General features: G+C 51.4%; 19 protein-coding genes. 18 read left to right on the forward strand and 1 reads right to left on the reverse strand.

The window, feature by feature from the left end:
- Positions 1 to 344 precede the first annotated feature (344 nt).
- From HMPREF0636_RS04450 to HMPREF0636_RS04510, 13 genes are all read left to right on the forward strand, one after another.
- Positions 345 to 1,688: a glucose-6-phosphate isomerase gene (locus HMPREF0636_RS04450; protein WP_044168782.1), complete on the forward strand. Its 1,344-nt coding sequence runs from the start codon at positions 345 to 347 to the stop codon at positions 1,686 to 1,688.
- A gap of 10 nt (positions 1,689 to 1,698) precedes the next feature.
- A complete protein-coding gene (locus tag HMPREF0636_RS04455; RefSeq protein ID WP_005469206.1) occupies positions 1,699 to 2,307 on the forward strand; it encodes a DUF4290 domain-containing protein in 609 nt (202 codons plus the stop codon).
- Positions 2,308 to 2,327: 20 nt separating this feature from the next.
- Positions 2,328 to 3,638, forward strand: a complete 1,311-nt coding sequence (gene murA, locus HMPREF0636_RS04460; protein ID WP_044168783.1) for a UDP-N-acetylglucosamine 1-carboxyvinyltransferase — start codon at positions 2,328 to 2,330, stop codon at positions 3,636 to 3,638.
- Positions 3,639 to 3,642: 4 nt separating this feature from the next.
- Positions 3,643 to 4,182: a ribosome maturation factor RimM gene (locus HMPREF0636_RS04465; RefSeq protein WP_044168784.1), complete on the forward strand. Its 540-nt coding sequence runs from the start codon at positions 3,643 to 3,645 to the stop codon at positions 4,180 to 4,182.
- Between the two features lie 60 nt (positions 4,183 to 4,242).
- On the forward strand, positions 4,243 to 5,175 hold the full coding sequence (locus HMPREF0636_RS04470; protein ID WP_044168786.1) for a helix-turn-helix transcriptional regulator: 933 nt from the start codon (positions 4,243 to 4,245) through the stop codon (positions 5,173 to 5,175).
- Between the two features lie 4 nt (positions 5,176 to 5,179).
- Complete coding sequence (locus HMPREF0636_RS08225) at positions 5,180 to 5,899, forward strand: CPBP family intramembrane glutamic endopeptidase (protein WP_162147893.1); 720 nt, start codon at positions 5,180 to 5,182, stop codon at positions 5,897 to 5,899.
- A gap of 268 nt (positions 5,900 to 6,167) precedes the next feature.
- On the forward strand, positions 6,168 to 8,408 hold the full coding sequence (locus HMPREF0636_RS04480) for a RelA/SpoT family protein (protein ID WP_044168789.1): 2,241 nt from the start codon (positions 6,168 to 6,170) through the stop codon (positions 8,406 to 8,408).
- Positions 8,409 to 8,414: 6 nt separating this feature from the next.
- The gene (locus HMPREF0636_RS04485; protein WP_155807286.1) at positions 8,415 to 10,424 is read left to right on the forward strand and encodes a fructose-1,6-bisphosphatase; all 2,010 of its coding nucleotides are present in this window, start codon (positions 8,415 to 8,417) and stop codon (positions 10,422 to 10,424) included.
- A gap of 278 nt (positions 10,425 to 10,702) precedes the next feature.
- Positions 10,703 to 12,745 (forward strand): methionine--tRNA ligase, encoded by a 2,043-nt coding sequence (metG, locus tag HMPREF0636_RS04490; RefSeq protein WP_044168791.1) that lies wholly within the window; start codon positions 10,703 to 10,705, stop codon positions 12,743 to 12,745.
- Between the two features lie 11 nt (positions 12,746 to 12,756).
- A complete protein-coding gene (locus HMPREF0636_RS04495; RefSeq protein WP_248616873.1) occupies positions 12,757 to 14,535 on the forward strand; it encodes a bifunctional metallophosphatase/5'-nucleotidase in 1,779 nt (592 codons plus the stop codon).
- Between the two features lie 6 nt (positions 14,536 to 14,541).
- Positions 14,542 to 15,306 (forward strand): 3'-5' exonuclease, encoded by a 765-nt coding sequence (locus tag HMPREF0636_RS04500; protein ID WP_052328750.1) that lies wholly within the window; start codon positions 14,542 to 14,544, stop codon positions 15,304 to 15,306.
- A 291-nt stretch (positions 15,307 to 15,597) separates the two neighbouring features.
- A complete protein-coding gene (locus HMPREF0636_RS04505; RefSeq protein WP_044168792.1) occupies positions 15,598 to 16,197 on the forward strand; it encodes a hypothetical protein in 600 nt (199 codons plus the stop codon).
- 20 nt (positions 16,198 to 16,217) lie between these two features.
- Positions 16,218 to 17,045, forward strand: coding sequence for a VanW family protein (locus HMPREF0636_RS04510; RefSeq protein WP_044168793.1), 828 nt, complete (start codon positions 16,218 to 16,220; stop codon positions 17,043 to 17,045).
- Between the two features lie 141 nt (positions 17,046 to 17,186).
- Here HMPREF0636_RS04510 and HMPREF0636_RS04515 read toward each other — a convergent pair whose 3' ends face one another.
- A complete protein-coding gene (locus HMPREF0636_RS04515; protein ID WP_044168794.1) occupies positions 17,187 to 18,737 on the reverse strand; it encodes a protein transporter in 1,551 nt (516 codons plus the stop codon).
- A gap of 147 nt (positions 18,738 to 18,884) precedes the next feature.
- Here HMPREF0636_RS04515 and lepA point away from each other — a divergent pair, with 147 nt between their 5' ends.
- Genes lepA through HMPREF0636_RS04540 form a run of 5 tightly spaced genes read left to right on the forward strand, consistent with a single transcriptional unit; the run spans position 18,885 to position 24,290 of the window.
- Positions 18,885 to 20,672 carry a translation elongation factor 4 gene (gene lepA, locus HMPREF0636_RS04520; RefSeq protein WP_005469164.1) on the forward strand — a complete coding sequence of 596 codons (1,788 nt, stop codon included), beginning with the start codon at positions 18,885 to 18,887 and terminating at the stop codon, positions 20,670 to 20,672.
- A gap of 6 nt (positions 20,673 to 20,678) precedes the next feature.
- Positions 20,679 to 22,259, forward strand: a complete 1,581-nt coding sequence (gene dnaB, locus HMPREF0636_RS04525) for a replicative DNA helicase (protein WP_044168795.1) — start codon at positions 20,679 to 20,681, stop codon at positions 22,257 to 22,259.
- Positions 22,260 to 22,297: 38 nt separating this feature from the next.
- Positions 22,298 to 23,455, forward strand: a complete 1,158-nt coding sequence (locus tag HMPREF0636_RS04530; protein ID WP_044168797.1) for a M24 family metallopeptidase — start codon at positions 22,298 to 22,300, stop codon at positions 23,453 to 23,455.
- A gap of 13 nt (positions 23,456 to 23,468) precedes the next feature.
- A complete protein-coding gene (gene coaD, locus HMPREF0636_RS04535; protein ID WP_005469160.1) occupies positions 23,469 to 23,936 on the forward strand; it encodes a pantetheine-phosphate adenylyltransferase in 468 nt (155 codons plus the stop codon).
- A gap of 15 nt (positions 23,937 to 23,951) precedes the next feature.
- Positions 23,952 to 24,290, forward strand: coding sequence for a translation initiation factor (locus HMPREF0636_RS04540; protein ID WP_044168799.1), 339 nt, complete (start codon positions 23,952 to 23,954; stop codon positions 24,288 to 24,290).
- Positions 24,291 to 24,415: the final 125 nt, after the last annotated feature.

Genomic DNA, 24,415 nt, shown 5'->3' on the forward strand with positions numbered 1-24,415 from the left:
GGGGGGGGGGGGGGTGTATGCCTAGGTATGCGGTCTGTGTCTTGTGTGGTGGATGTGGACTTACTACAACTCATGTTTACACAATTATTTATTATATAGTATATGCTTTGGTGCTTTGCTCGAAAACAGGGACAAGGCATGCAAGGGGAGGTGGTGGGTTTTTATGGAGGCAAAGGGGCTGATACTGTGCATCTAGTGCGTTTTTTGTACCTTTGTTTCGTACTCCCTTTGCATAAGGGATGACGCAGATAGGTGTGTAGGCATGCCCCAGAGTAGCGTAACATCGGGGTGATTGCTTGTGTGTGCCTAGGTCACTCAGATTTAAGATAGATTAACAATAGAATATGAAGGCTTTAGAATTGGATCTCTCGGGTATCCGCTCCATCGTCTCCGACGGGGAGCTACATGCCCTGCAAGAGAAAAGCAACGAATACACAGCCCAGCTACATGCAGGCACGGGGTTAGGAAATGACTTCCTTGGATGGATTAACTTGCCTGAGGAAATTACCGATAGTGAGTTTGCTGAGATTGAGCGTGCTGCACGTGCTCTGCAGGAGCATTGTGACTACGTAGTGAGCATAGGCATCGGAGGGAGTTACCTAGGGGCTCGTGCTGTCATTGAAGCACTGACCCCGACCTTTGCCGCCTATCGCAGAGAGCACTCTGCTCCACATGTTATCTTCGCTGGGCATAACATCGGCGAAGACTATTTGAGCGAGTTGGTGGACTTCCTTTCGGATAAGCGTTTCGGTATCATCAATATCTCGAAGAGTGGTACGACGACAGAGCCTGCTATTGCCTTCCGAGTACTGAAAGGGCTTCTGGAGCGTCAGGTGGGGCATGACGGCGCTCGCGAGCGTATCATCGCTGTAACGGATAGAGCTAAAGGTGCGCTACGTACTTTGGCCGATAAGGAGGGGTACAAGACCTTTGTGATACCCGATAATATCGGGGGGCGTTTCTCCGTTCTCACTCCTGTGGGGCTACTGCCCATCGCTGTGGCTGGCTTCGACATCCGAGAGCTGGTGCGTGGGGCTAAGGACATGAAGGCTCGTGTAGATGAGGGAGTACCCTTCGATCAGAACCCTTCTGCTCTCTACGCTGCTGCACGTAATTTGCTTTATCAAAAGGGCAAGAAGATCGAGATCTTAGGAAACTTCCATCCTAAGCTCCATTACATCGGTGAATGGTGGAAGCAACTCTATGGCGAGAGTGAGGGTAAAGATCATAAGGGGATCTTCAATGCTGCAGTAGACTTCTCTGCTGACCTTCATTCGATGGGACAGTGGATCCAAGAGGGCGAACGTAGCATATTCGAGACGATTGTAAGTATTGCGACTCCTGATACCGAGCTACGTATAGCCTCTGATGCAGAGAACCTAGATGGGCTAAACTACCTAGCAGGTAAGCGTATTGATGAAGTCAATAAGATGGCCGAGCTTGGTACTCGTATGGCGCATATCGACGGGGGCGTACCTAACATCCGCGTCGTATTGCCTCAGCTGAATGCCTATTATATAGGTCAACTTTTCTACTTCTTTGAGAAGGCTGTCGGTATCAGCGGTTACATGCTGGAGGTTAATCCCTTTAACCAACCTGGGGTAGAAGCGTATAAGAAGAATATGTTTGCCCTTCTTGAGAAGCCCGGCTTTGAGGAAGAGAGCAAAGCAATTAAATCACGTCTATAATTATCCATTTATGGAGTATAATAATCAACTTCCCCCAATCACGATGCCCGAATATGGTCGCAACATCCAGCAGATGGTCGCCCATTGTAAGAGCCTAGAGGATAGGGAGGAGCGTAACCGATGTGCCCGCACGATTATCCGTGCGATGGAGGCAATTGTTCCCGAGAAAAGCACAGCTCTCGACAAGGAGACAATCTATTGGGATCATCTGGCTATCATGGCAGACTTCGAGCTCGATGTAGACTATCCCGCTGGTACGATTACCCGTGAGGAGATTACGCTCAAGACCGACAAGCCTGAGTACCCAGGACATTATATCCGCTATCGCTACTATGGGCATCTGCTTGTGGAAATGATTCACAAGGTTTGCCAGATGGAGGTGGGGCCTGAGCGCTCAGCTGCAGAGTACTTCATGGCGATGCAGATGAAGAGGGACTACATGACATGGAACCAAGAGACTGTCGAGGATATCAAGATCTTTAAGGATCTCTTTGAACTATCCGACGGACAGATCCTGCTCACACCAGAGAACTGTAAGCTCAATATAAACCCCAATACGCTTGATCGCCCTGGGAAACTACAGAAGCCCATTAATAGCAAGAAAGCCAAGAAAAAGTAATTTACTCTGACTATCATACTATGGCATCCTACGTCATTGAAGGGGGCTACTCCCTAGATGGGAGCATTCGCCCACAGGGAGCTAAGAACGAAGCACTCCAGATCGTGTCATCTGTCCTGCTCACTCCAGAGGAAGTGACGATCCACAACATCCCAAACATCCTCGATGTAAATAACCTCATCGACCTACTGCGACAGATAGGCGTAAAGGTCACAAAGCTGAATGAAGAGGGTAGCTATACCTTCCAAGCTGATGAGGTAAATATCGACTACCTACATAGCGAAGAGTTCCTAAGCCGCTCTCGTGCACTGCGTGGCTCGATCTTGATGGCAGGTGCCTTACTAGGGCGATTTGGCTATGCACTCTTCCCTAAGCCAGGGGGTGATAAGATTGGTCGCCGACGCTTGGATACGCACCTCATTGGCTTTCAGGAGCTCGGTGCCAGCTGTGACTATGATACGGAGAAGCAGAGCTACATCCTTCGTGGTGAAAACCTACGAGGTAAGTACATGCTATTAGATGAAGCTTCGGTGACGGGGACTGCAAATATCCTCATGGCAGCAGTGCTAGCAGAGGGGGAGACGACCATCTACAATGCCGCCTGTGAGCCTTACTTGCAGCAGCTCTCTAAGCTCCTAGTACGAATGGGGGCGCATATTGAAGGGATTGGGTCGAATCGCCTTACAATCGAGGGAGTGAAGTCTCTGCATGGTGCTGAGCATACCATGCTACCTGATATGATTGAGATAGGGAGCTTCATCGGTATGGCTGCTATGACCAATTCGCAGCTACGTATCAAGGATGTTAGCATCCCTGACCTAGGGATCATCCCACAGGCCTTCCGTAGGCTTGGGATTACAATTGAGGAGCAGGGTGATGATCTCTTCATACCACGTCATCCGAATGGGTATGAGATAGACACCTTCATGGATGGCTCGATCTTGACTGTAGCAGATGCACCATGGCCGGGTCTAACGCCTGACCTCCTCAGTGTCTTCCTCGTTACGGCTACGCAGGCAAAGGGTAGCGTGCTGATTCATCAGAAGATGTTTGAGAGTCGTCTCTTCTTCGTTGATAAGCTGATTGACATGGGCGCTCAGATCATGCTTTGCGATCCACATAGGGCGGTGGTCATTGGTCTAGGTGGTCGTCATAAGCTTCGTCCAGCGACGATGGTCTCCCCAGATATTAGAGCTGGGATTGCACTGCTTATAGCTGCCATGAGTGCAGATGGTACGAGTGTGATCAATAACGTTGAGCAGATCGACCGCGGATACCAAGACATCGCGGGACGACTGAATGCCTTAGGTGCTCGTATCTCTCGACTATAGGTAGATGCTCAGGAAGACGGACTTTGAGCTCATAGGTACACTAGGGCGCGCTCACGGTATCCAGGGTGAGGTATCAGCCAAGCTCTCTGTAGATCTCAGTGGTCTATGGGGTGGGGCTGATACCTCACTCTTTCTTATGCTCGAGGAACGGGGGCTACTCATCCCTTACCGAGTGCTATCATGGCGTACCAAGGCTGGAGATATTGACTTACTCCGCTTCTCTGATATAGATACGAAGGAGCAGGCAGAGCAACTCTCAGGGCGAGCGGTATGGCTCGATAAGGACTACCTCACCGAGGAAGGTGGAGGAGACCTGCTGGAGCTAAGTCACTTCGTGGGCTATGAGCTCTATGATGCTACTACGGGGCAGCTCATCGGACGTATTACAGATATTGATGATACGACCCTCAATACCCTCCTCCGAGTAGAGACCACAACCTCCCACGAACGAGTCCTGCCGATCGCTGACGAACTCATTGCATCGGTTGATACGCAGCTCCACCGCCTCTCTCTACTTATCCCCGAGGGGTTACTTGACCTCTAGGGTCATAGCTCCTCGACCGAGAATAATACAAAACCTCAGACACATCTATTCTGTACATTTATGCGCAAAACCACCATCCCCCTTCTCCAAGAAGACGAACCTCTTTTCTCTGGGCAGTCCGTATTCAAGCACAAGTCTGCTGCCCTCATCTCCATGCCTCAGCTACGCAAGCTCTCGGGGAACAAATCCCTTTTCTTCAAGGCAGAGGGAGACTACTATCTGCTCTTCCTCCTCTCGGGGGCAGCTGAGATAAGAGTGAATGGGGAGCAGGCGGCTGAGCATTACAGTGCAGGACAAATGATCCTCGTGCCTATGGGGCTACTCATTGAGCTACGTGCGGAGGAGGAGCTAGAGTGTCTTGCCTTCCACTTCCTCCCAAGTATCCACCTCTGTGCTCGGCAGTGTCCAGAGAAACCTACTCGAGACTTCAGTCACCTAGAGATGGTGCCTCGTACACCCGTGCTTACGCATCTTCCGTTCTCACGGGGCGTAGAGCTCTGGACGAAGTCCATCTTGGAGTACCTCCAGTACTCGTTAGCGGATCTTCGGCTCTTCGATGTGAAGCTTCAGGAGCTCTTCCTCTTGCTTCGTATGAACTATGCGCGTAAGATACAGGATGAATTCCTTCGTTTCTTCCATTGTAAGCATACGGGCTTTGTCTCTCGGGTGTTTAAGCATCATTTGTCTTGCCGTAAGGCAGAGGATCTAGCAGAGAAGCTCGGGGTCTCTACGGCGGTGCTTACACGACTCTTTGAGGAGGAGTTTGGTACGACACCCCTGAAGTGGCTCTTGCAGCAGCGTGCTCGCTATGTGTACCGAGATATCGTAGATGGTAATCTGACGTTTACGGAGATTGCGGAGCTGTACCATCTGACCTCACCTTGCTACCTCTCGGCGTTCTGCCGTCGTACCTTCGGTCAATCTCCCTCAAAGATCCGCCGAGGTGTCTTGCAGGCTGATGATGACGAGGCTGATGACGCTGAGGAGAAGTAGACCGATGACTGCGAAAAAAGAACTTGTACTCCTGTTGGGCTGGATCCCAGTGTCTATCTCCGGAATGGGGCTACTCGCTGGGCTCTTCATGCTTGGCGTCCTACCCTTGCTGAGTGGAGCGGTGGGTCTAGCTCCCCTCATTAGCTTCTGCTCCTACGCCCTACCTACGATTGGTGTCTTCCTACTGCCCGTCTTCTTTTTTCCTCAAGGTAAGAGGGCGTTGAGACTTATGAAGCGTCCCTTCCATCCAGCAGGGTGGGGGATGAAGCATTACCTGCTTGCTCTTGTTGTTGCAGTCGCAGGCTTCTTTGTCTCGGGATTCCTCACGGAGCTGATCGAGAGCGTTGCGGGGGCATTAGGCTGGCATGCTGTAGATAAGGTGGGAAGAGTTGTGAAGGAAGAGCTACAGTCGGGTACGAATTCCTTCGTTGCGCTCTGGATAGCGATGGCTCTACTGCCTGCCTTTGCCGAGGAGCTATTCTTCCGTGGGATGATGCAGCCACTCTTCATGCGTCTCTGCTCGGGGCGTGCATGGCTAGCAATCCTTGTTACGGCAGTGATTTTCTCAATCCTACATTTCTCCTGGGTGGGAGCTCTTGGTCGTGTGGCCATAGGCTGTGCTTTGGGCTGGCTTAGTTATAGTAGCCAAGGCCTACGTCTACCCATCCTATACCATCTACTGAATAACACGGTCGTTCTTGTGCAGCTCTACCTTGAGCTCTAGGTGAAAACTCCGTGGGGTAGGCCAGAGGATGTGACAAGGCTAGCTCCATAAACCCATATAGAGAGGTCAACGAAACCCATGCAAGGGCTACTAAGGAAACCCTTGCATGGGTTTTGTTATGAACCCTTGCATGCATTCCCCCGTAAACCCACGAGTAGGTTTCAGATGAGACCTACTCGTGGGTTTGCGTTGTACCCCCTTTTGCTCTGGCTAGGTAGATTTTGTACCTTTAGCTACTCAATTAATCAGTCAAAGGGATTGGTAAGCTATGTTCAGCGATGACGATAAGAGGCGTATATACAGCTGTTGCCGTTACCTAGTGAAGGTGCTGCAACCTAAGCTGACTTGTGCCGAGAGGAGGCTTGCCTATGAGTGGATGACGAAGGCAACTGAGGATGGTTGCTTTGAGGAGAAAGAAGAGGGTATGCATCGTATCCACGGGCTGATTGTACAGCTTGAGGTTGCTTGCCTTGTGACTAAGGAGCTGGGACTAGATGCCTCCTCAGCTTTGGCTGTATTGCTCTATCGACCTTTCCTGAGAGGCACGCTGCGAGCAGAGCAGATCACTGATAGCTATGGGGCAGAGGTAGTGCGCCTGCTGCAGCTACTTGCTCGTACCTCCGAGCTCTATATGCGTAAGGAGGCCATTAGTTCGGAGAACTTCCATAACCTCCTCATCTCCATGGCGGAGGATATGCGTGTAGTACTGATTATCATCGCCGACCGCCTCTACCTACTACGCCACGCACAGAGTATCTATACGGCTGAGGCACGAGAAGAACTAGCCTCGGAGATCTCCTTCCTCTATGCTCCTATTGCCCATCGCCTAGGGCTCTATACCATCAAGGGGGAGATGGAGGACCTTTGCCTCAAGTACCTCCAGCCGAAGACCTACGGGTTTATCACACGCAAGCTGGGGGAGACCAAGGCTGCCCGTGATGCCTATATAGCAGAGTTCATTACGCCTGTGAAGGCCAGGCTTAGAGAGGAGCTGGGCATTCCCTTTGAGATGAAAGGGAGGGTGAAGAGTATCAGCTCGATCAACAACAAGCTGAAGAAGCTCCCCTTCGAGGATATTTACGATGTCTTTGCCATCCGTGTAATCCTTGACGTCCCACTCGATAAAGAGCGTCAGGCCTGCTGGCAGGTGTACTCCATCATCACCGATATGTACCGCCCGAACCCAGAGCGTCTGAAGGACTGGATCTCCATCCCTAAGAGCAATGGCTACGAGAGCCTACACACCACGGTGCTGGGCCCAGGTAACCGATGGGTGGAGGTGCAGATACGTACCAAGCGCATGGATGCCATCGCTGAGCGTGGTGTGGCAGCACACTGGCGATACAAAGGCATTAAGAGTGAGCACGGGCTAGATGACTTCCTTGCCTCGGTACGTGAGGCACTGGAGTCCGTACAAGCTACTTCACAAGAGGAGGAGAAGCGTCAGACGCTGGAGTCTTCCCTGCTCACACTCAAGGCTCGAGAGATTTATGTCTTCACACCGAAGGGTGAGATACTCAAGCTCCCCCAGGGGGCTACGCTCCTGGACTTTGCCTTTATGATACATAGCCGAGTAGGGGCACGTGCTATCTCGGGCAAGGTCAATGGGAAGAACGTCTCCCTACGCCATCAGCTGAGCAACGGAGATAGTGTAGAGGTCATCACTTCCCCTCAGCAGTCTCCGAAGCTAGGCTGGCTCTCCATTGTCGTTAGCCCCAAGGCTAAGGCCAAGATAAGACAGCTACTACGTGCCGAGGAAGAGGCTGGGATAGGTGTAGCCAAAGAGCTTATCCGTCGGCGGATCAAGAATAGGAAGCTACCCTTTCACGAAGCTCCATTCATCCGAGTCACGCAGCGCAAAGGGTACAAGAGCCTCTCTGACTTCTATCGGGATCTGACGCATGACCGTCTGGACGTGCAGGAATTCCTGAATCTCTATGAGCAGGAGCTAGAGGCAACATCCTCTATCGAAGCACAGCCAGCAGCAGGAGCCTCTCGCTCAGCGGAGGACTTCATCTACACAGAGACGGAGACTGAGGCGAGTATGGTTACCTCCTCCACGGAGGTACTGATTCTCGATCGAGGCCTCACAGGTGTCGCCTATAGCCTCGCACAGTGCTGTCACCCTGTCTATGGGGATGAGGTCTTTGGCCTTGTTACATCACGAGGCATCAAGGTACATCGCACCAGCTGCCCCAATGCCCCAGACATGTTCGCCCATTCCCCTCATAAGATTATATGCGCTAAGTGGAATGGAGATGAGGGACGAAACCAGGTGATAAGCCTGGAGGTCGTAGGGCGAGATGAACTGGCGATTGCCACCAATATCACTTCGCTTATCCGTAAGGAGGCAGGGATCAAGCTACGTAGCTATTCGATCCACTCCGAGGATGGGCTATTTCACGGCTCCTTCGTCCTCTACGTAGAGCGACGAGAAGCATTAACTCTGTTACTCAAGAAGGTCCGCAATGCCTCAGGTGTCAAGCATGCTGAGCTGATCGGACGCTAGACGTAAATGAACACAACGATTGACACTTCACTAGACACTACTATGGACATCACGGAAAAAGAACTGAAGTATCTGGGGCTGCTCTCTAAGCAATTCCCCAACTCTGCCTCTGCCGCCTCTGAGATTATGAACCTGCAGGCCATCCTGAACCTGCCAAAGGGTACGGAGCACTTCCTAGCTGACATCCACGGCGAGTATGAGGCATTCATCCACGTACTGAAAAATGCATCTGGTACCATCCGTACTAAGGTCGAGAGCCTATTCTCTGGGCAGATACGTGAGCAGGAGCTACGACAGCTCTGCACGCTCATCTATTACCCTGCAGAGAGCCTCGAGCGCTTGGCTCAGAATGGGACTACCACTACAGATTGGTACAAGGTCACCCTCAATCAGCTCATCAAGGTCCTGCAGCGGGTGAGTGAGAAATATACACGCTCAAAGGTGCGTAAGGCTCTACCAGCTCAGTACAGCTACATCATACAAGAGCTGACACATGAGGATAGCATGAACCCCAAGAAGTCCGCTTATGTGGGAGCTATCCTTGACTCAATTATTGAGACAGGTCAGGCCGATGACTTCATCATCGCTATTTGTGAGACCATCCAGCGCCTAGCTATTGACCACCTGCACATCGTGGGTGATGTCTTTGACCGTGGCCCTGGGGCACACGTCATCATGGATAAGCTCCTAACGTACCACAACGTGGACATCCAGTGGGGTAACCATGATATGCTCTGGATGGGAGCAGCTGTGGGGAATACAGCGAGTATGGCCAATGCGATACGTATAGCTCTACGCTACGCCAACTCCTCTACGCTAGAGAATGGTTACGGGATCAACATGCTTCCCTTAGCACGGCTGGCGATGGAAGTCTATGGGAAAGACCCTTGTAAGGCTTTTATGCCCAAGCTAGGAGACACGGATGAGAAGTATGACGATAAGAGCCTCGTCCTGATGGGGCAAATGCACAAGGCTATTGCTATCATTCAGTTCAAGCTCGAGCATCAGATCATCGCCCGACGCCCTGAGTACAAGATGGAGGATCGTGACCTACTGCACCGCCTTGACCTCACGGCGGGTACAATTACCTTACCTGATGGGAAGACCTATCCACTCAAGGATACCAACTTCCCAACAGTTGACCCAAGTGATCCATATAAGCTTACTGATGCAGAGGCAGAGGTTGTTGAAAAGCTACGTCACTCCTTCAAGCATAGTGAGAAGCTCCGTAGTCACATTAACTTCCTTTATAAGAAAGGGGGGATGTACCTTGTCTACAACCATAACCTCCTGTTCCATGCCTCTGTGCCGCTGAATGAAGATCGCAGCTTCAAGAAGGTGCGTATAGGTAAGAAGCACTACGCAGGGCGTGCGATGATGGATCGTGTCGATGAGTTCGTCCGTCGTGCGCACTGGTCATCAGCTGACCATGCTGAGCATGACGAGGCAGTAGACTTCATGTGGTATCTCTGGTGTGGCCCTGACTCTCCACTCTTTGATAAGTCTGCGATGACTACCTTCGAGCGGTACTTCATCGCTGAGAAGGAGACACATCATGAGGAGAAGGGCTATTACTATGTCTATCGTGTAGAGCAGGAGGTCTGTGAACGCATCCTTGAGGAGTTTGGGCTCTCAGGCAACGATACCCATATCATCAATGGTCATGTCCCTGTTAAGGCTGTTAAGGGTGAGCACCCACTACAAGCTGGTGGTAAGCTCATGCTTATTGACGGAGGCTTTAGCCGTGCATATCAGTCTAGTACGGGGATAGCGGGATATACACTGATCTTTAATTCGCAGGGCTTACACCTGGTCAAGCATGAGCCTTTCAGCTCCACAAAGGAGGCGATTGAGCACATGGAGGATATCTCTAGTACCTCTGTTGTGAGGGAGTATTCTACGGATCGGGTACTGGTCAGCGCTACTGACCAAGGCATCATCCTCAAGGATCAGGTGGATGAACTCAAAAAACTCCTCTATGCTTACCGTCATGGTCTCGTCAAGGAGAAGGAATAGAGATTAGATTGTAGCTTATTGCCCTTTTAACCTTGCATAGGAGGAGCATGGTTAAGACAATGGCAAGCAGTTATACATAATTAAGAATAGATACGCTGAGAGGTGATGCTTCTCAGCGTATCTCCTTTTATGGGCTTGCACTGGGGAATCTTTGAGGTGAATCACACACATGGTCTGTGTGCCACCACCCTGTGCTTATTATCTTCTTCGCCTCCCTTTTCCCTCTCAATGCTCGTATTTCGCTAACTTTGTGTCTCAAACCACAAGGACATAGATAGATGGATAAAAAATTTAAGCGAACCCTTATCACTGCCGCCCTGCCCTATGCCAATGGCCCCGTGCATATCGGCCACTTGGCTGGCGTATATATACCTGCTGATATCTACGCTCGCTACCTCCGACTCAAAGGCGAGGAGGTACTCTTCGTTTGCGGTAGTGATGAGCATGGTGTACCCATTGCCATTAAGGCTAAGAAGGAGGGCGTATCCCCCCAAGATATAGTGGATCGCTACCATGGTATTATCAAGGATTCCTTTGAGCGCTTCGGCGTGACGTTTGATATTTATAGCCGTACAACCAGTGCAACACATCGAGAGCATGCCTCTGCCTTCTTCCGTACGCTCTATGAGAAAGGAGAGTTTGTAGAGGAGGAGAGCGAGCAGTACTTCGATCCTGAGGCTGGGCAGTTCTTGGCTGACCGGTATATCGTAGGTACTTGCCCACGCTGTCAGAATGAGCGTGCCTACGGTGACCAGTGTGAGTCTTGTGGCTCGACGCTAAACCCTACCGATCTAATCAACCCCAAGAGTGCGATTTCAGGAGCAACACCTATCCTCAAGAAGACCAAGCACTGGTATCTGCCCCTAGATAAGCACGAGCCTTTCCTTCGCCATTGGATCCTCGATGAGCATAAGGAATGGAAGAGTAACGTCTATGGCCAGTGCCGTAGTTGGCTGGATGGAGGTCTCCAGCCTAGGGCAGTGAGTCGAGATCTCGACTGGGGCATCCCTGTCCCTGTGGAGGGTGCAGAGGGCAAGGTACTCTATGTCTGGTTTGATGCCCCTATTGGCTATATCTCAAACACAAAGGAACTGCTACCCGATACATGGGAAACTTGGTGGAAGGATAGTCAGACACGACTCCTACACTTCATAGGTAAGGACAACATCGTATTTCATTGTATCGTCTTCCCTGCGATGCTTCGTGCAGAGGGCTCATACATCTTGCCTGAGAACGTCCCTGCTAACGAGTTTTTAAACCTAGAGGGGGACAAGATTTCTACCAGCAGGAACTGGGCTGTTTGGCTCAATGAGTATCTCGATGAGCTCCCCGATAAGCAGGATGTCTTACGCTACGTGCTGACGGCAAATGCCCCTGAGACGAAGGATAACGACTTTACGTGGAAGGACTACCAGGCACGTAATAACAATGAGTTAGTTGCTGTCTTCGGCAACTTTGTCAATCGAGCGCTAGTCCTCACGGCTAAGTACTTTGACGGCAAGGTACCTGCACTCGGCACATTGACAGACTTTGACCGTGAGACGCTCAGCGAACTCAGTGTCATCCGTCCTGCTCTTGAGCGCGAACTGGATACCTTTCACTTCCGTGAGGCTCTGAAGGAGGCGATGAATCTTGCTCGCCTCGGTAATAAGTACCTAGCTGACACTGAGCCATGGAAGCTCGCTAAGACGGACCTAGATCGTGTCGGCACAATTCTAAATATCTCCCTCCAGATCACAGCTAATCTAGCCCTTGCTTTCGCCCCCTTCCTCCCGATGAGTAGTGATAGGCTTAGTGCTATGCTTCAGCTCTCCTTGCCTCGTTGGGAAGACTTAGGTCGCAGTGACTTGCTTCCTGTCGGTCATCAGCTTGGAGAGGCAAGCCTACTCTTTGAAAAGATAGAAGACGAGGTAATTGAAAAGCAAGTACAAAAGCTCCTGAAGACCAAAGAAGCTAATGAGGCTGCCGAAGCTAAGGCGTCAGCTGTCGCTCCGGACATAGCCTTTGACGACTTCCTCAAGCTCGATATACGTGTCGGCACCGTCCTCGAGTGTGTTAAGGTGCCCAAGGCGGATAAGCTCCTCCAGTTCCGTCTCGATGATGGCCTCGGTGGTCGCACCATTGTCTCTGGTATCGCTGAGCACTATGCTCCCGAGGATCTTCTCGGCAAGCAGGTTTGTTTCATTGCCAACCTTCCTCCTCGTAAGCTCAAGGGTGTAGAGTCACAGGGTATGATCCTCTCCGCTCTTGACTATCAGACGGGGAAGCTACGTATCATCACACCGCACGAAGGGGTAGCCCCAGGTAGTGAGGTGAAGTAATCTCATCCAGCATGCAGCATCATTCATTGGGTAGCATACTCACCTCTCGTCTGGGGGTGAGTGTGCTCCTTTTCTTTTCGCTCCCTCTTAGTCTCATTGCCGCACCGAGGGGAGGGCGGATTACGGAGCACAAGCTACGTATTATCCACACCACAGACATCCATGGTAATATTTACCCTCAGGACTTCCTGAATAACCATGCAGGCACGGGGAGTATGTCTCGGCTCTCCACGGTGATGAAGCAGGTGAGACGTCAGGATCCTGAGGCCTTGCTCCTCGATGCAGGAGACCTATTACAGGGAGAGCCACCTACGTATTACTACAACTATATAGATACTGTATCGCCTCATATCGTAGCCTCAGCGATGAATTATCTGCGCTACGATGCCGTGGCTATGGGTAACCATGATATTGAGCCTGGGCATAGCGTCTTCTCTCGCTGGGGGAGGGAGTGTAAGTTCCCCCTACTCGGTGCCAACATCCTCTCGGAGGCTACGGGTAAACCCTACTTCAAGCCCTACCAGATTTTTCGTCGCTCTGGCCTCAAGGTAGCTGTCCTAGGCTTTACAACTCCAGCCATCCCACAATGGGTGCCAGCGCACCTATGGAAGGGGTTGCGCTTCGACGACATCATCTCTTCTGCTCGGGTCTGGATACCGCTTATTCATCGCACGGAGCAGCCTGACCTGCTCATCGTGCTTATGCACTCGGGGCTGGAGAATGATAACCCCGATTATCTAGAGAATGCTGGTCGTGCCCTTGCCCAAGGTGTGACGGGTATCGACCTCTTGTTGATAGGGCATGATCACCGCAAGGAGCTGGAGTGGATTCGCCCACATGGCACGGCAGACTCTGTGCTGTTGATTAATCCAGCGAACCACTTGGACCGAGTATCAGACATCCAGATTACTCTCAGGAAGCAGGGGAGGAATATCTTGTCCAAGGAGCTTCGTCCTTCCTTTATCTCTCTAGAGGGTGTTGAGCCAGACCCTGCTTTCCTTCGCCAGTTTGCCCCTGAGCGAGAGGCCGTGGAGCGTTACCTAGGTAGCGAGGTGGGCACGCTGGAGGCAGAGGTAAGGGGTGAAGACGCTGTCTTTGGCTCTACGCCCTACATGGATGTGATTCATCGTATGCAGATGGAGAGCATCGATGCCGAAATCTCCTTCGCTGCCCCACTGAAGCTCTCGGCGGTACTACCTGCAGGGAAGGTCTATGTACGTGATTTGTTTAAGTTCTGTCCCTTCTCAAACTTCCTCTACGCCATGTCTCTCACGGGGCACGAGATACGTGGCTATCTGGAGCACTCGTACGCAGGTTGGGTGAATACGATGGCCTCGCCCGAGGATTACCTTATTCGCCTCAAGCCTGGAGCGAAGGAAGGGGATAAATATAAGACGGCTGTCCCTCCGTACAACTACAGTTCAGCGCAAGGTATTGACTACGTGGTAGACCTAACCAAGCCTGAGGGTGAGCGCGTTACAATCCTCCGCTTAACAGGGCACACTGAGCCCTTTGACCTAGAGCGTACTTATCGGGTAGCTGTGAATTCCTATCGTGCAGGAGGTGCAGGAGGGATGCTCACGAAGGGTGCCGGCATCGCTAAGGAAGACCTCCCGAAACGGATCGTAGGTGCTACATCGCACGACCAAGCCTACTATCTGGCGGACTTCTTCCGCCGTCATGGCTCGGTACGCCCTGTGGATCCCAAGAATTGGCAGTTTATCCCCGATAGCCTCTCCCGAGCTGGCGCAGAACGCTCCCGCTCATTCCTCTTCCCGAAGAAGCCCTAGAGCCTCATGCCCTTGCCCTTCGTCTCTGTCCTCGTGGTGCTACTTGCTCTCCTTGGGGCAAGCTACTTGCTCTACGGGGTACGTAGACGAACGAGCCTCGTAAGGGATCTACGTACTCAGCCGAAGGACGCCCCTCGTCCTTCGGCTGAGGTTGATGTAGACTCCTCACAGCTCTTTGTCTCGCCTGCTCCTCTCGGGGCTAAAGCTCATTACCTTGTCTTTGATACCGAGACCTTCGACCTCATCCCTGACGAAGAGCCTACCGAGGGCTACGATAATCGTCCCATAGCTCTCTCCTGGCAACTCCTAGATGAGCATGGTAATTGCCTCTTGGAGGAAAACCATGTCCTTCACCGAAGGGAACCCCTAAGCCCAGAGGCGACAGCCCTGCACGGTCTGACCAGTGAAGACCTATATCTGAGCCTGGATAGCCCTCGACAGGTCTACGAACGTTTCCTCTCCGACCTCCATCGTGCTCAATGTCTAGTGGCGCATCACCTTGCCTTTCATCGCTCTGTCCTCTCTGAGGATTTCGTCCGTGAGGGGCTCGATCCTTCACCGCTAAGCTCTACCCAAGGGCTGTGTACGATGGAGCATGGCAGGTCACTGGGCTTTAAGCGTAATGCCTCGGGGGAGCGCCTCTATCCTCGTTTGACAGAGCTCTTCGGATACTTGTATTTCTCTCGCCCCTCGCTTAGAGTAAGCTATACGAGCAAGAGCCTACGGGATGTACGTCTCTGTGCGGCCTCTCTGCGCCGTCTCCTTCCCTAATCCCTGATCATGCTTTTCTCTGACCTGACTCTCAGCTCCGCTCAATAGGGATTGGGGTAAGGTCTGTTTACTTTACGGGTAAACCTATGCAATCACCTATCATAGGTGAAGGTCGTCACCTATGATAGGTCGCTGCCTCCACCTATGATAGGTGATTTTGTAGGTTGCAGGGGTAGCTTAGTCTTGTTGCCCTCGTAGCTCGAGTGGGCTTAGTTCGTCTAGCTCCACTAGAGTACTTTTCTTACCTTTACAGAGCAAACAAGACTTCAACCAACTAAATAATCAAGGAAGATGAAAAGAAATCTACTTGGTAGCCTCATGCTACTTATTCTTGCCCTCGTAGGGCTATGCTCCTGTAGTGATGGCAAGATCCAAAAGGATATCATCGGGGAGTGGCGAGGGGATGCTGCTCTGCTGAATGCTCTAGGCACAAAGGGCAAAGAGAGTGCTACCTTCCATCGCTTTGATGCGAAGTTTAACGAGGATAAGACCGTAGACTTCACGATGAACTTCACCGTCAAGACACGGGAGAGTGGCATGGACATTGTGCTGAAGACAACCTTCCATCTCATCGGTGCATATAGTATCACGGGAGGGGCACTCTTCCTGACAGTAGATGAGGGGAAGACCTATGCTCAGGTCGAGGAGTACCTGATCAATGGGATGGATTTTATGAAGGTCACAGCTGAAGATTCTGATAGCATTGGTTGCGAGGATCTGGAGCCCGTTCGTAAGGCAGCCCTTCAGGAGATGGAGAAAACAATTGCTGCCTCCTTCATTGAGGAATTTGGTACGGGGAAAAATGCCTTTGCTACTGACCTCAAGGTACGTGATGGCGTCCTGAGTATGAAGGATCCCGACTTCGGTACGATGACCCTTACACGCAAATAGCCTTACCCTATTCCTGACCTGTGGATTACATTGATAAGCCCCTCATAAGAAGCGATCTGAGGCGAAAGCTCGGGAAGGAGTACTACATTCTGAAACGAAAGGCTCGGGATGCTTTCTCTGGTGTGCGCTGGGCAAAGATCCGTCCTCCTGAGGGACGCCTCTACCCGCTTATGGAGCATCGCTCCATCATCCTTCGTCCGCTGAAGGATGTGGAGATGTACCTGCAGGAGAATAAACGTACCAACCTAAGGCTTGCGCTGGTGCACCTAAACGGCATGATGATTGCCCCAGGAGAGACCTTCTCCGTGTGGCACAACGTCGGTCGTACTTCTCAGGCAAAGGGCTATCTAGAGGGGCTGGTACTTCACCAAGGACAGATCTGCAAGGGCATCGGCGGAGGGCTGTGCCAGCTGGGGAACTTGCTCTTTTGGCTCGTAGCACATAGCCCGCTCACCATCACCGAGCGACACCGCCATACCTTCGATGTCTTTCCCGATACCCATCGGCAGGTACCCTTTGGGGCAGGGGCGACCCTGTCCTACAATTACATCGACTTTCGCTTTCGCAACGATACGTGTGACACGTACTACCTCGAGCTATGGATGGATGATACCTACCTCTGGGGGCGCCTAAGTGCAGATGCACCTCCCCTCTGTACCTATCGAGTAGAAGAGCGAGATCACCGAGTCACTCAGCAGTGGTGGGGTGGCTATACACGCCACAATAGGATCGTGCAGGTCGCGACCTATCCTGATGGGAGGGTAATAGAGCGCCAGCTCGTGGAGAACCATGCAATCATGATGTACAATCCTATTCTCTCTCCCCCGTACGAAGGGAAGGAAGGCTAGGGGGAAATACCCCAAGCAACGAGGATACCCTCCCTGAATATACAGGAGACAAAAACGAAGCGAGGGGGCACAAGCATAAAAGCTGTGCCCCCTCGCTTTATATGGGCTTGTTGGGGAATGCGCCCCTGAATGTGCTACGTACTAAAGTGTGTAGTCAAGACCTAGGGAGAAGATCTGGTTCTTGCGTGAATACACCTCTGTTGCCTTCGTGTTTACTCCAGGGAGAGCAGTGGAGACATAGTTGTTGATTTCCTTCGTATGCTTCTTGTAGTCGGAGATCATGTAGGCAAGGTTTAGCTGTAGCTCCTTCGTCAAGTGTACACCGACACCGAAGCCATAGGAATTAGAGCTCATGTCAAAATGGATGTTACTTTGATAGTCATCCGTTACTCCCTTGCGCGTGATCTGTACACCACCACTTACGTCTAGCCATGATAGAGCATTCCACTCTAGACCAAAGAGGTATTCGCTGGTATTGTGGCTGAGGCTCTTCTGTTTGTCGCCTGACATGCGTGCTTGCTTCTCAAAGAAGTGATTGAAGCCCACTGAGGCGGTGAGCTGGGGGAGGATGCGGTACGATGCCCCAAGAGCCAGTACAGCGGGCATGTCATTAGCTACCTTGGCGCCATCCTTAAACTGCTCCATGCCAGAGTCGTTAGCCTTCGTGTCGTTCTTCACGTCAAGGGCAGTGCGAAACTCGTAGCGAGCCCCTATGTTCAGCCCCTCATAGCTTAGGTGTAGCCCGACGATTGGTGCTACGCCGAGCCCCGTCTGCTTGACCTCAATGCGCTTGTCTACAGACCCTGCAGCTAAGGCAGCAGGTGCACGAAGGAGTGTCTGTACCTGTTGCTGTACATCTGTGGGAAGAGAAGCAAGAGCAGTCTTGATAGCGGGGTTCTCTGCTAGAGCTTTGTACTTGAGTGCTTCAGCGGCAAAATAGATAGGAGCTGCTACCATGTCTCCTGCTTGGTTATTGACACGGATATTGCGGATATAGCCTGTATAGGTATTGTAGGCATAGCTCAAGCGGGCACCGAGGTGTGCACTAAGGAAGGGTGTAACGCGGTACGTTGCCCCAAGCTGAAGACCAAGGGTGTACTGCTGACCCTCCAGATGGCTATCTACGGTGTATTTGTTCACAGCCGTGAGCGGGGCTGTTAGGGTAGGGAGCTGAGTGGCAATAGCAGGAGGGAGTTTCCCTGTTAGGGCGGGGTTACTTAGCATCCCCCGTATTGCCTGTGTGGTGGTAGGAATCATAGACACGGCAGCCTCAAACTGGGGAAGCCCCTGGTTAAAGCGAGCCTTCCCACCGCCACCAAAGATGCCAGCGACAGCAGAGAACGCCCAGTCACCTTTCTTGTAGCTTGCCATAATCGTGGGGACAATGGGTGCCGTAGCTGTCCCCTCAAAATGCTTGGTCGTCTGCCCCCCATTGAAAGCGAAGGGCGCGAATGTCGTTGTAATATCTCGCTTCTGGAATACCGTTTGGCTATTGATTGAGTAACGCCAACCATCGGGTGTGAAAACAAGGCCCGCAGGATTGTAGAAAGCAGCATCAATAGCAGTAGAGGCATTACGAGCAAGGCTGCGTAGGTAGAGTGCATGCATGCTCGTATTATTGAGTAGTCCTCCAGCTAGAGCCGAGGAATAAGCGCCTAGGCAGATAAGCCCAATAGCTAGGGTTCTTTTCATCGAAGTCTTTATTTAATGAATGCCTCAGAGGCTCAATTATCCCCGAGGTTTACAGGGCAAAGGTATAAATTATTGCACAGAATGAATGATACTGTGCATTCTCTAGCCGCAGTGTGTATTAATCGTTCGTCGTATCTTTGTCGAGAGATGAAGCATATAAGGAACTTTTGTATCATAGCCCATATTGATCATGGGAAGAGTACCCTAGCTGACCGCCTCCTCGAGACGACACAAACCGTCTCAGGGAAAGATCTACAAGAGCAAGTCCTCGACAATATGGATCTAGAGCGTGAGCGAGGTATCACCATTAAGAGCCACGCCATCCAGATGAACTATCGGATGGGGGACAACGACTACGTACTTAATCTTATTGATACCCCAGGGCACGTGGATTTCTCTTACGAGGTCTCCCGCTCCATCGCTGCCTGTGAGGGCGCTTTACTTATCGTCGATGCTGCCCAAGGCATACAAGCACAGACCATCTCCAACCTCTACATGGCACTGGAGCATGATCTGGAGATTATACCTATTGTAAATAAGGTAGACCTACCCAGTGCGATGCCTGAGGAGGTAGAGGATCAGATTATCGAGCTACTGGGCTGCAAGCGTGAAGAGATCATCCGAGCTAGTGGGAAGACAGGCCTCGGTGTAGATGAGATCCTCCATGCTATCGTGGAGCGTATCCCTGCTCCTAAGGGGGATCCCGAGGCGCCGCTTCAGTGCTTAATCTTTGACTCCGTCTTCAATCCCTTCCGTGGTATTATTGCCTATTTTAAGGTGGTTAATGGTGTGATACGAAAGGGTGATCACGTCAAGTTCATTGCCACAGGTAAGGAATATGATGCAGATGAGGTGGGTGTCCTGCGCCTAGATATGGATCCTCGGAAGGAAGTCCGCACAGGGGATGTTGGCTACATTATTTCGGGTATTAAGACCAGCCGAGAGGTGAAGGTAGGGGATACAATTACCCATGTCACGGGCGGTGCTACCACAGCTATCGAGGGCTTTGAGGAAGTAAAGCCTATGGTGTTCGCTGGGCTGTACCCGATAGAGAGTGAGGACTTCGAGAACCTACGTGCTTCGCTTGAGAAGCTCCAGCTTAACGATGCCTCTCTGACTTTCCAACCCGAGAGCTCTATTGCGCTTGGCTTTGGCTTCCGCTGTGGTTTCCTCGGGCTGTTGCACATGGAGATTATCCAGGAGCGACTAGACCGAGAGTTTGGCATGAATGTCATTACCACTGTCCCCAATGTGTCCTATAAAGTTTATGACAAGAAGGGCAGCTGTAAGGAGGTGCATAACCCTTCGGGGCTACCTGATGTGACCCTTATTGACCGTATCGAGGAGCCATATATCCGTGCATCGGTCATTACCAACACCGCATACATTGGGCCGATTATGACGCTTTGCCTCGGCAAGCGTGGACAGCTCATCAAGCAGGAATATATATCGGGAGACCGAATAGAGATCTTCTTTGATCTGCCTCTTGGGGAAATTGTGATTGACTTCTATGATAAGCTGAAGAGCGTGTCAAAAGGCTATGCCTCCTTCGATTATCATCTGAGTGACTTCCGCCCCTCTAGGCTCGTAAAGCTAGATATCCTTCTCAACGGAGACCCTGTGGATGCCCTCTCTACCCTTACCCATGTGGACAACAGCGTAGCCTTCGGACGAAGGATGTGTGAGAAGCTCAAGGAGCTTATACCACGCCAGCAGTTCGATATTGCTATCCAAGCTGCTATTGGAGCCAAGGTCATAGCCCGAGAGACCATCAAGGCTGTGCGCAAGGATGTGACGGCTAAGTGCTACGGGGGTGACGTCTCTCGTAAGCGTAAGCTACTAGAGAAGCAGAAAGAAGGGAAGAAGCGTATGAAGCAGATTGGTACGGTGGAGGTGCCTCAGAAGGCTTTCCTCGCAGTACTAAAGCTTGACTAAGGCAATATGGCAACGGTAAAAACAACTAAGCGTGGGACGAAGCCATCCAAACCCATTGTCCCTATGGAGATGGATGGGCGTATTCCTCCTCAGGCTCCTGACTTCGAGGAGGCTGTCCTCGGAGCTATTCTCCTAGAGAAGGATGCCTATGCACGTGTCAGTGAGCGTCTGCGTCCAGAGACGTTCTATGTCAAGGCACATGAGCAGATCTACTCAGCTATGGTGACGCTAGCGATGGCGCAGCAGCCCATAGACATGCTCACCGTCACAGAGGAGCTGAGGCGTATGGATGTACTAGATGAAATCGGAGGACCTGCCTACATAGCCGGCTTGACATCTAAGGTGATGTCGACCAGTAGTCTTGAGGCTCACGCCGATATCCTTTACAACAAGGCCCTTAGCCGTCGCTTGATTGGGATGGCGTCCACGACACTCAAAGGTGCTTACGACGATGTCATCGATGTGCAGGAGCAGATTCAGCAGGCTGAAGGCTCCCTCTTTGAGATAGCCCAGCAGAACTCCAGCCGTGACTTTGTCCCTATTAACCCTCTAGTCAAGGGTGCAATTACCGAAATACAGATAGCTGCTAACCGCTCGGAGGGGATCAGTGGGCTGACAACGGGCTTCCATGATATAGATGAGATGACCTCGGGCTGGCAGAACTCTGACCTTATCATCATCGCTGCTCGACCAGCTATGGGAAAGACGGCGTTTGTCGTCTCAATGGCTAAATATATGGCGGTAGATCATGGTATACCAGTGGCTCTTTTCAATCTTGAGATGAGTGCCGTACAGCTTGTCAAACGTTTCCTCTCCAACGTCTGCGAAATCGATGGACAGAAGATTAAGAGTGGTCGCCTCAGTGAAGAGGAGTGGGGACGTTTGAATAACCGTATTGGTACGCTCGAGTCTGCACCGCTCTTCATCAATGATACCCCATCGCTTTCTGTCTTCGAACTACGCACCAAGGCTCGTCGTCTTGTGCGTGAGCATCAGGTGAAGATTATCATCATCGACTATCTCCAGCTAATGAATGCCAGTGGAATGAGCTTCGGTAACCGCGAGCAGGAGGTCAGTACAATCTCTCGTTCCTTGAAAATGCTTGCTAAGGAATTGAACATTCCTATCATTGCTCTTTCACAGCTCAATCGTGGTGTGGAGAACCGACTGCAAGGGGGGGATGCTAATAGCAAACGTCCTCAGCTCTCCGACCTTCGTGAATCAGGTGCGATTGAGCAGGACGCAGATATTGTCTGCTTTATACACCGCCCTGAGTACTACAAGATCACTGTAGATCCTGAGACAGGTGAGTCACTACGAGGCGTGGGGGAGTTCATCATCGCTAAGCATCGTAATGGACCTGTCGGAGAGGTTCGTCTTGCCTTCAAAGCGGATTATGCTCGCTTTGCACCGAAGAGCGAACTAGCTGCTCTGAATGCAGGGGGAGAAGGAGCCAATAAGGGTAAAGGTGTTTCACTTAGTGGTCGCACGCTTTCTTCCGCTCAACCTGCGGCAAACACACCAGCCACACAGGCTGATCCTCTATCAGGGAGTCAGGACTTCCCTGATAGCAATGTCCCATTCTAACCAACTCCATTACAACGCTTATCCAAGCCAAAGAATCAATGCTTCATCCTGACTATCAGCTACGAGTACAGCGTATACAAGCAGTACTTCAGCAGGCAGATATTGATGCTCTTGTCATCGCCTCTAACGTTAATCTCCTCTACATCTTTGGCCACATCTTCTCGGGGCTTGCTTTTATCCCTCGGGAAGGAAATGCACAGTTCTTTATTCGTAGACCTCAGACACTTGTCCAGGGAGAAGGTGTACATGGTGTGCGCAAGATTGAGCAGATCTCAGAATATGTAGATACCGAGAAGATTTCTTCCATTGCCCTAGAGCTGGATGAGCAGACCTATTCGGATGTACAGCGTCAGGCTCGCCTTTTCCCCAACGCTTCGCTACATAATGCTACGAGCATTCTTCGTGAAGTTCGTAGGGTGAAGACACCTCTAGAGATAGAGCAGATACGCCAGGGAGCTGAGCAACATGTACGAGCATATAGTTTCATCAAGGGGCTGTATCGCTCGGGGATGACTGACCGAGACCTGCAGATAGAGATTGAGCGTCGGATGCGTCAGGAGGGGTCGGTAGGTCTCTTCCGATGCTTTGGGACAGCAATGGAAATCTACATGGGTAGTCTGCTGGCTGGGGATAATGCTGCTGCACCCTCTCCCTATGACTTTGCCCTTGGTGGAGCTGGCACGACAGCACTTCCTCTTGGCTCGAATGGGACACTGCTCGAGCAGGGTATGGCAGTGATGATTGATATGGCTGGGAACTATGGCGTTTATTACTCTGACCTCACGCGTACATACTCCATCGGTACTCTCCCTGATGAGGCTTATCGTCTGCACGAACTAAGTTGTCGCTTGCATCGCGACATCATGCAGCAGGCGCACCCAGGTACACTATGTGCCGATCTCTATAACGAATGCCTAGCTATCGTGGAGGCTGAGGGTGCTAAGCCCTATTTCATGGGGACGGAGCTACAAGCTCAGTTTGTGGGGCATGGTCTCGGATTACAGATCAATGAATTGCCCGTCTTGACAGGACGAAGTAAAGATGTCCTCGAGGAAGGAATGGTCATCGCCTTTGAACCTAAGTTTGTCCTCCCCAAAATAGGTGCAGTGGGTATTGAGAATACCTACCTCATCACCGCTTCTGGTGCTGAAAACCTGACACCAGCACCAGAGGAAATCATAGACCTAACTAAGTAATTTCCCTTACTACATGAAGCGCAAAGCCCTCTACGCTGGGTCGTTTGATCCTTTTACACGGGGTCATGCCGATATCGTGGCACGTGGTCTCGACCTCTTTGACGAGGTCATTGTTGCTATTGGTACCAATGATGCTAAGCGTAACCTATTTACTGCCGAGGAGCGTCTCCAGCAGATCCAGCGTTACTATGCCTCCGAGTCTCGTGTGCGTGTCCTTACCTATACGGGGCTAACGGTCTCACTGGCTCAAGAGATGAAGGTCAAGGTCCTCCTGCGTGGGGTACGCAGTAGTACCGATATGGAGTACGAGCGTACACTGGCTGACCTCAATCGTCATATTGCCGACATGGAGACGGTACTCCTGCCTGCCTCCCAGCGGTTCACACATATTAGCTCTACCGTAGTGCGTGAGCTACTCCACTATGGTGGAGATGTATCGACCTTCTTGCCTCAAGGATTCTCTCTTGAGGTCAGTCTCTAATACTTCAGATGCATAATGTCTGACTGGAAGAAACGACTAGGCGTACTCTACAGCACCGATCCAAACTATAGCTACACTACAGAGGAGAATGCTCCCGAGGAGGCAACACTGCCTCCAGCAGAGCAACGCCTTCGCCTCTCCTTGTCTCGTAAACAGCGGGGAGGGAAGGAGGTGACTCTCGTCTCTGGCTTTGTTGGCTCGAGTGAAGATCTCGAGGTACTGGGGAGGACTCTTCGCCAGCGTTGCGGTGTCGGTGGATCTATCAAGGATGGTGAGATCCTTATCCAAGGAGATCAGCGCTCCAAGCTCATCCCTATTCTCCAAGCCCTTGGATATACTAAGACGAGAGGCTGAGCCTAATACGGGCGCAGCGTCCTAAGTAAAGGTGGGGCAATGACCATCATACCTTACAATACCTGTCCCTGAATCCGTTTTTAATAGGTCTCATAATGGGGCGTGATGAGTTACTATAAGTCGCT

This window comes from Porphyromonas catoniae ATCC 51270 (assembly GCF_000565015.1).
GTDB classification, from domain to species: Bacteria; Bacteroidota; Bacteroidia; order Bacteroidales; family Porphyromonadaceae; genus Porphyromonas; species Porphyromonas catoniae.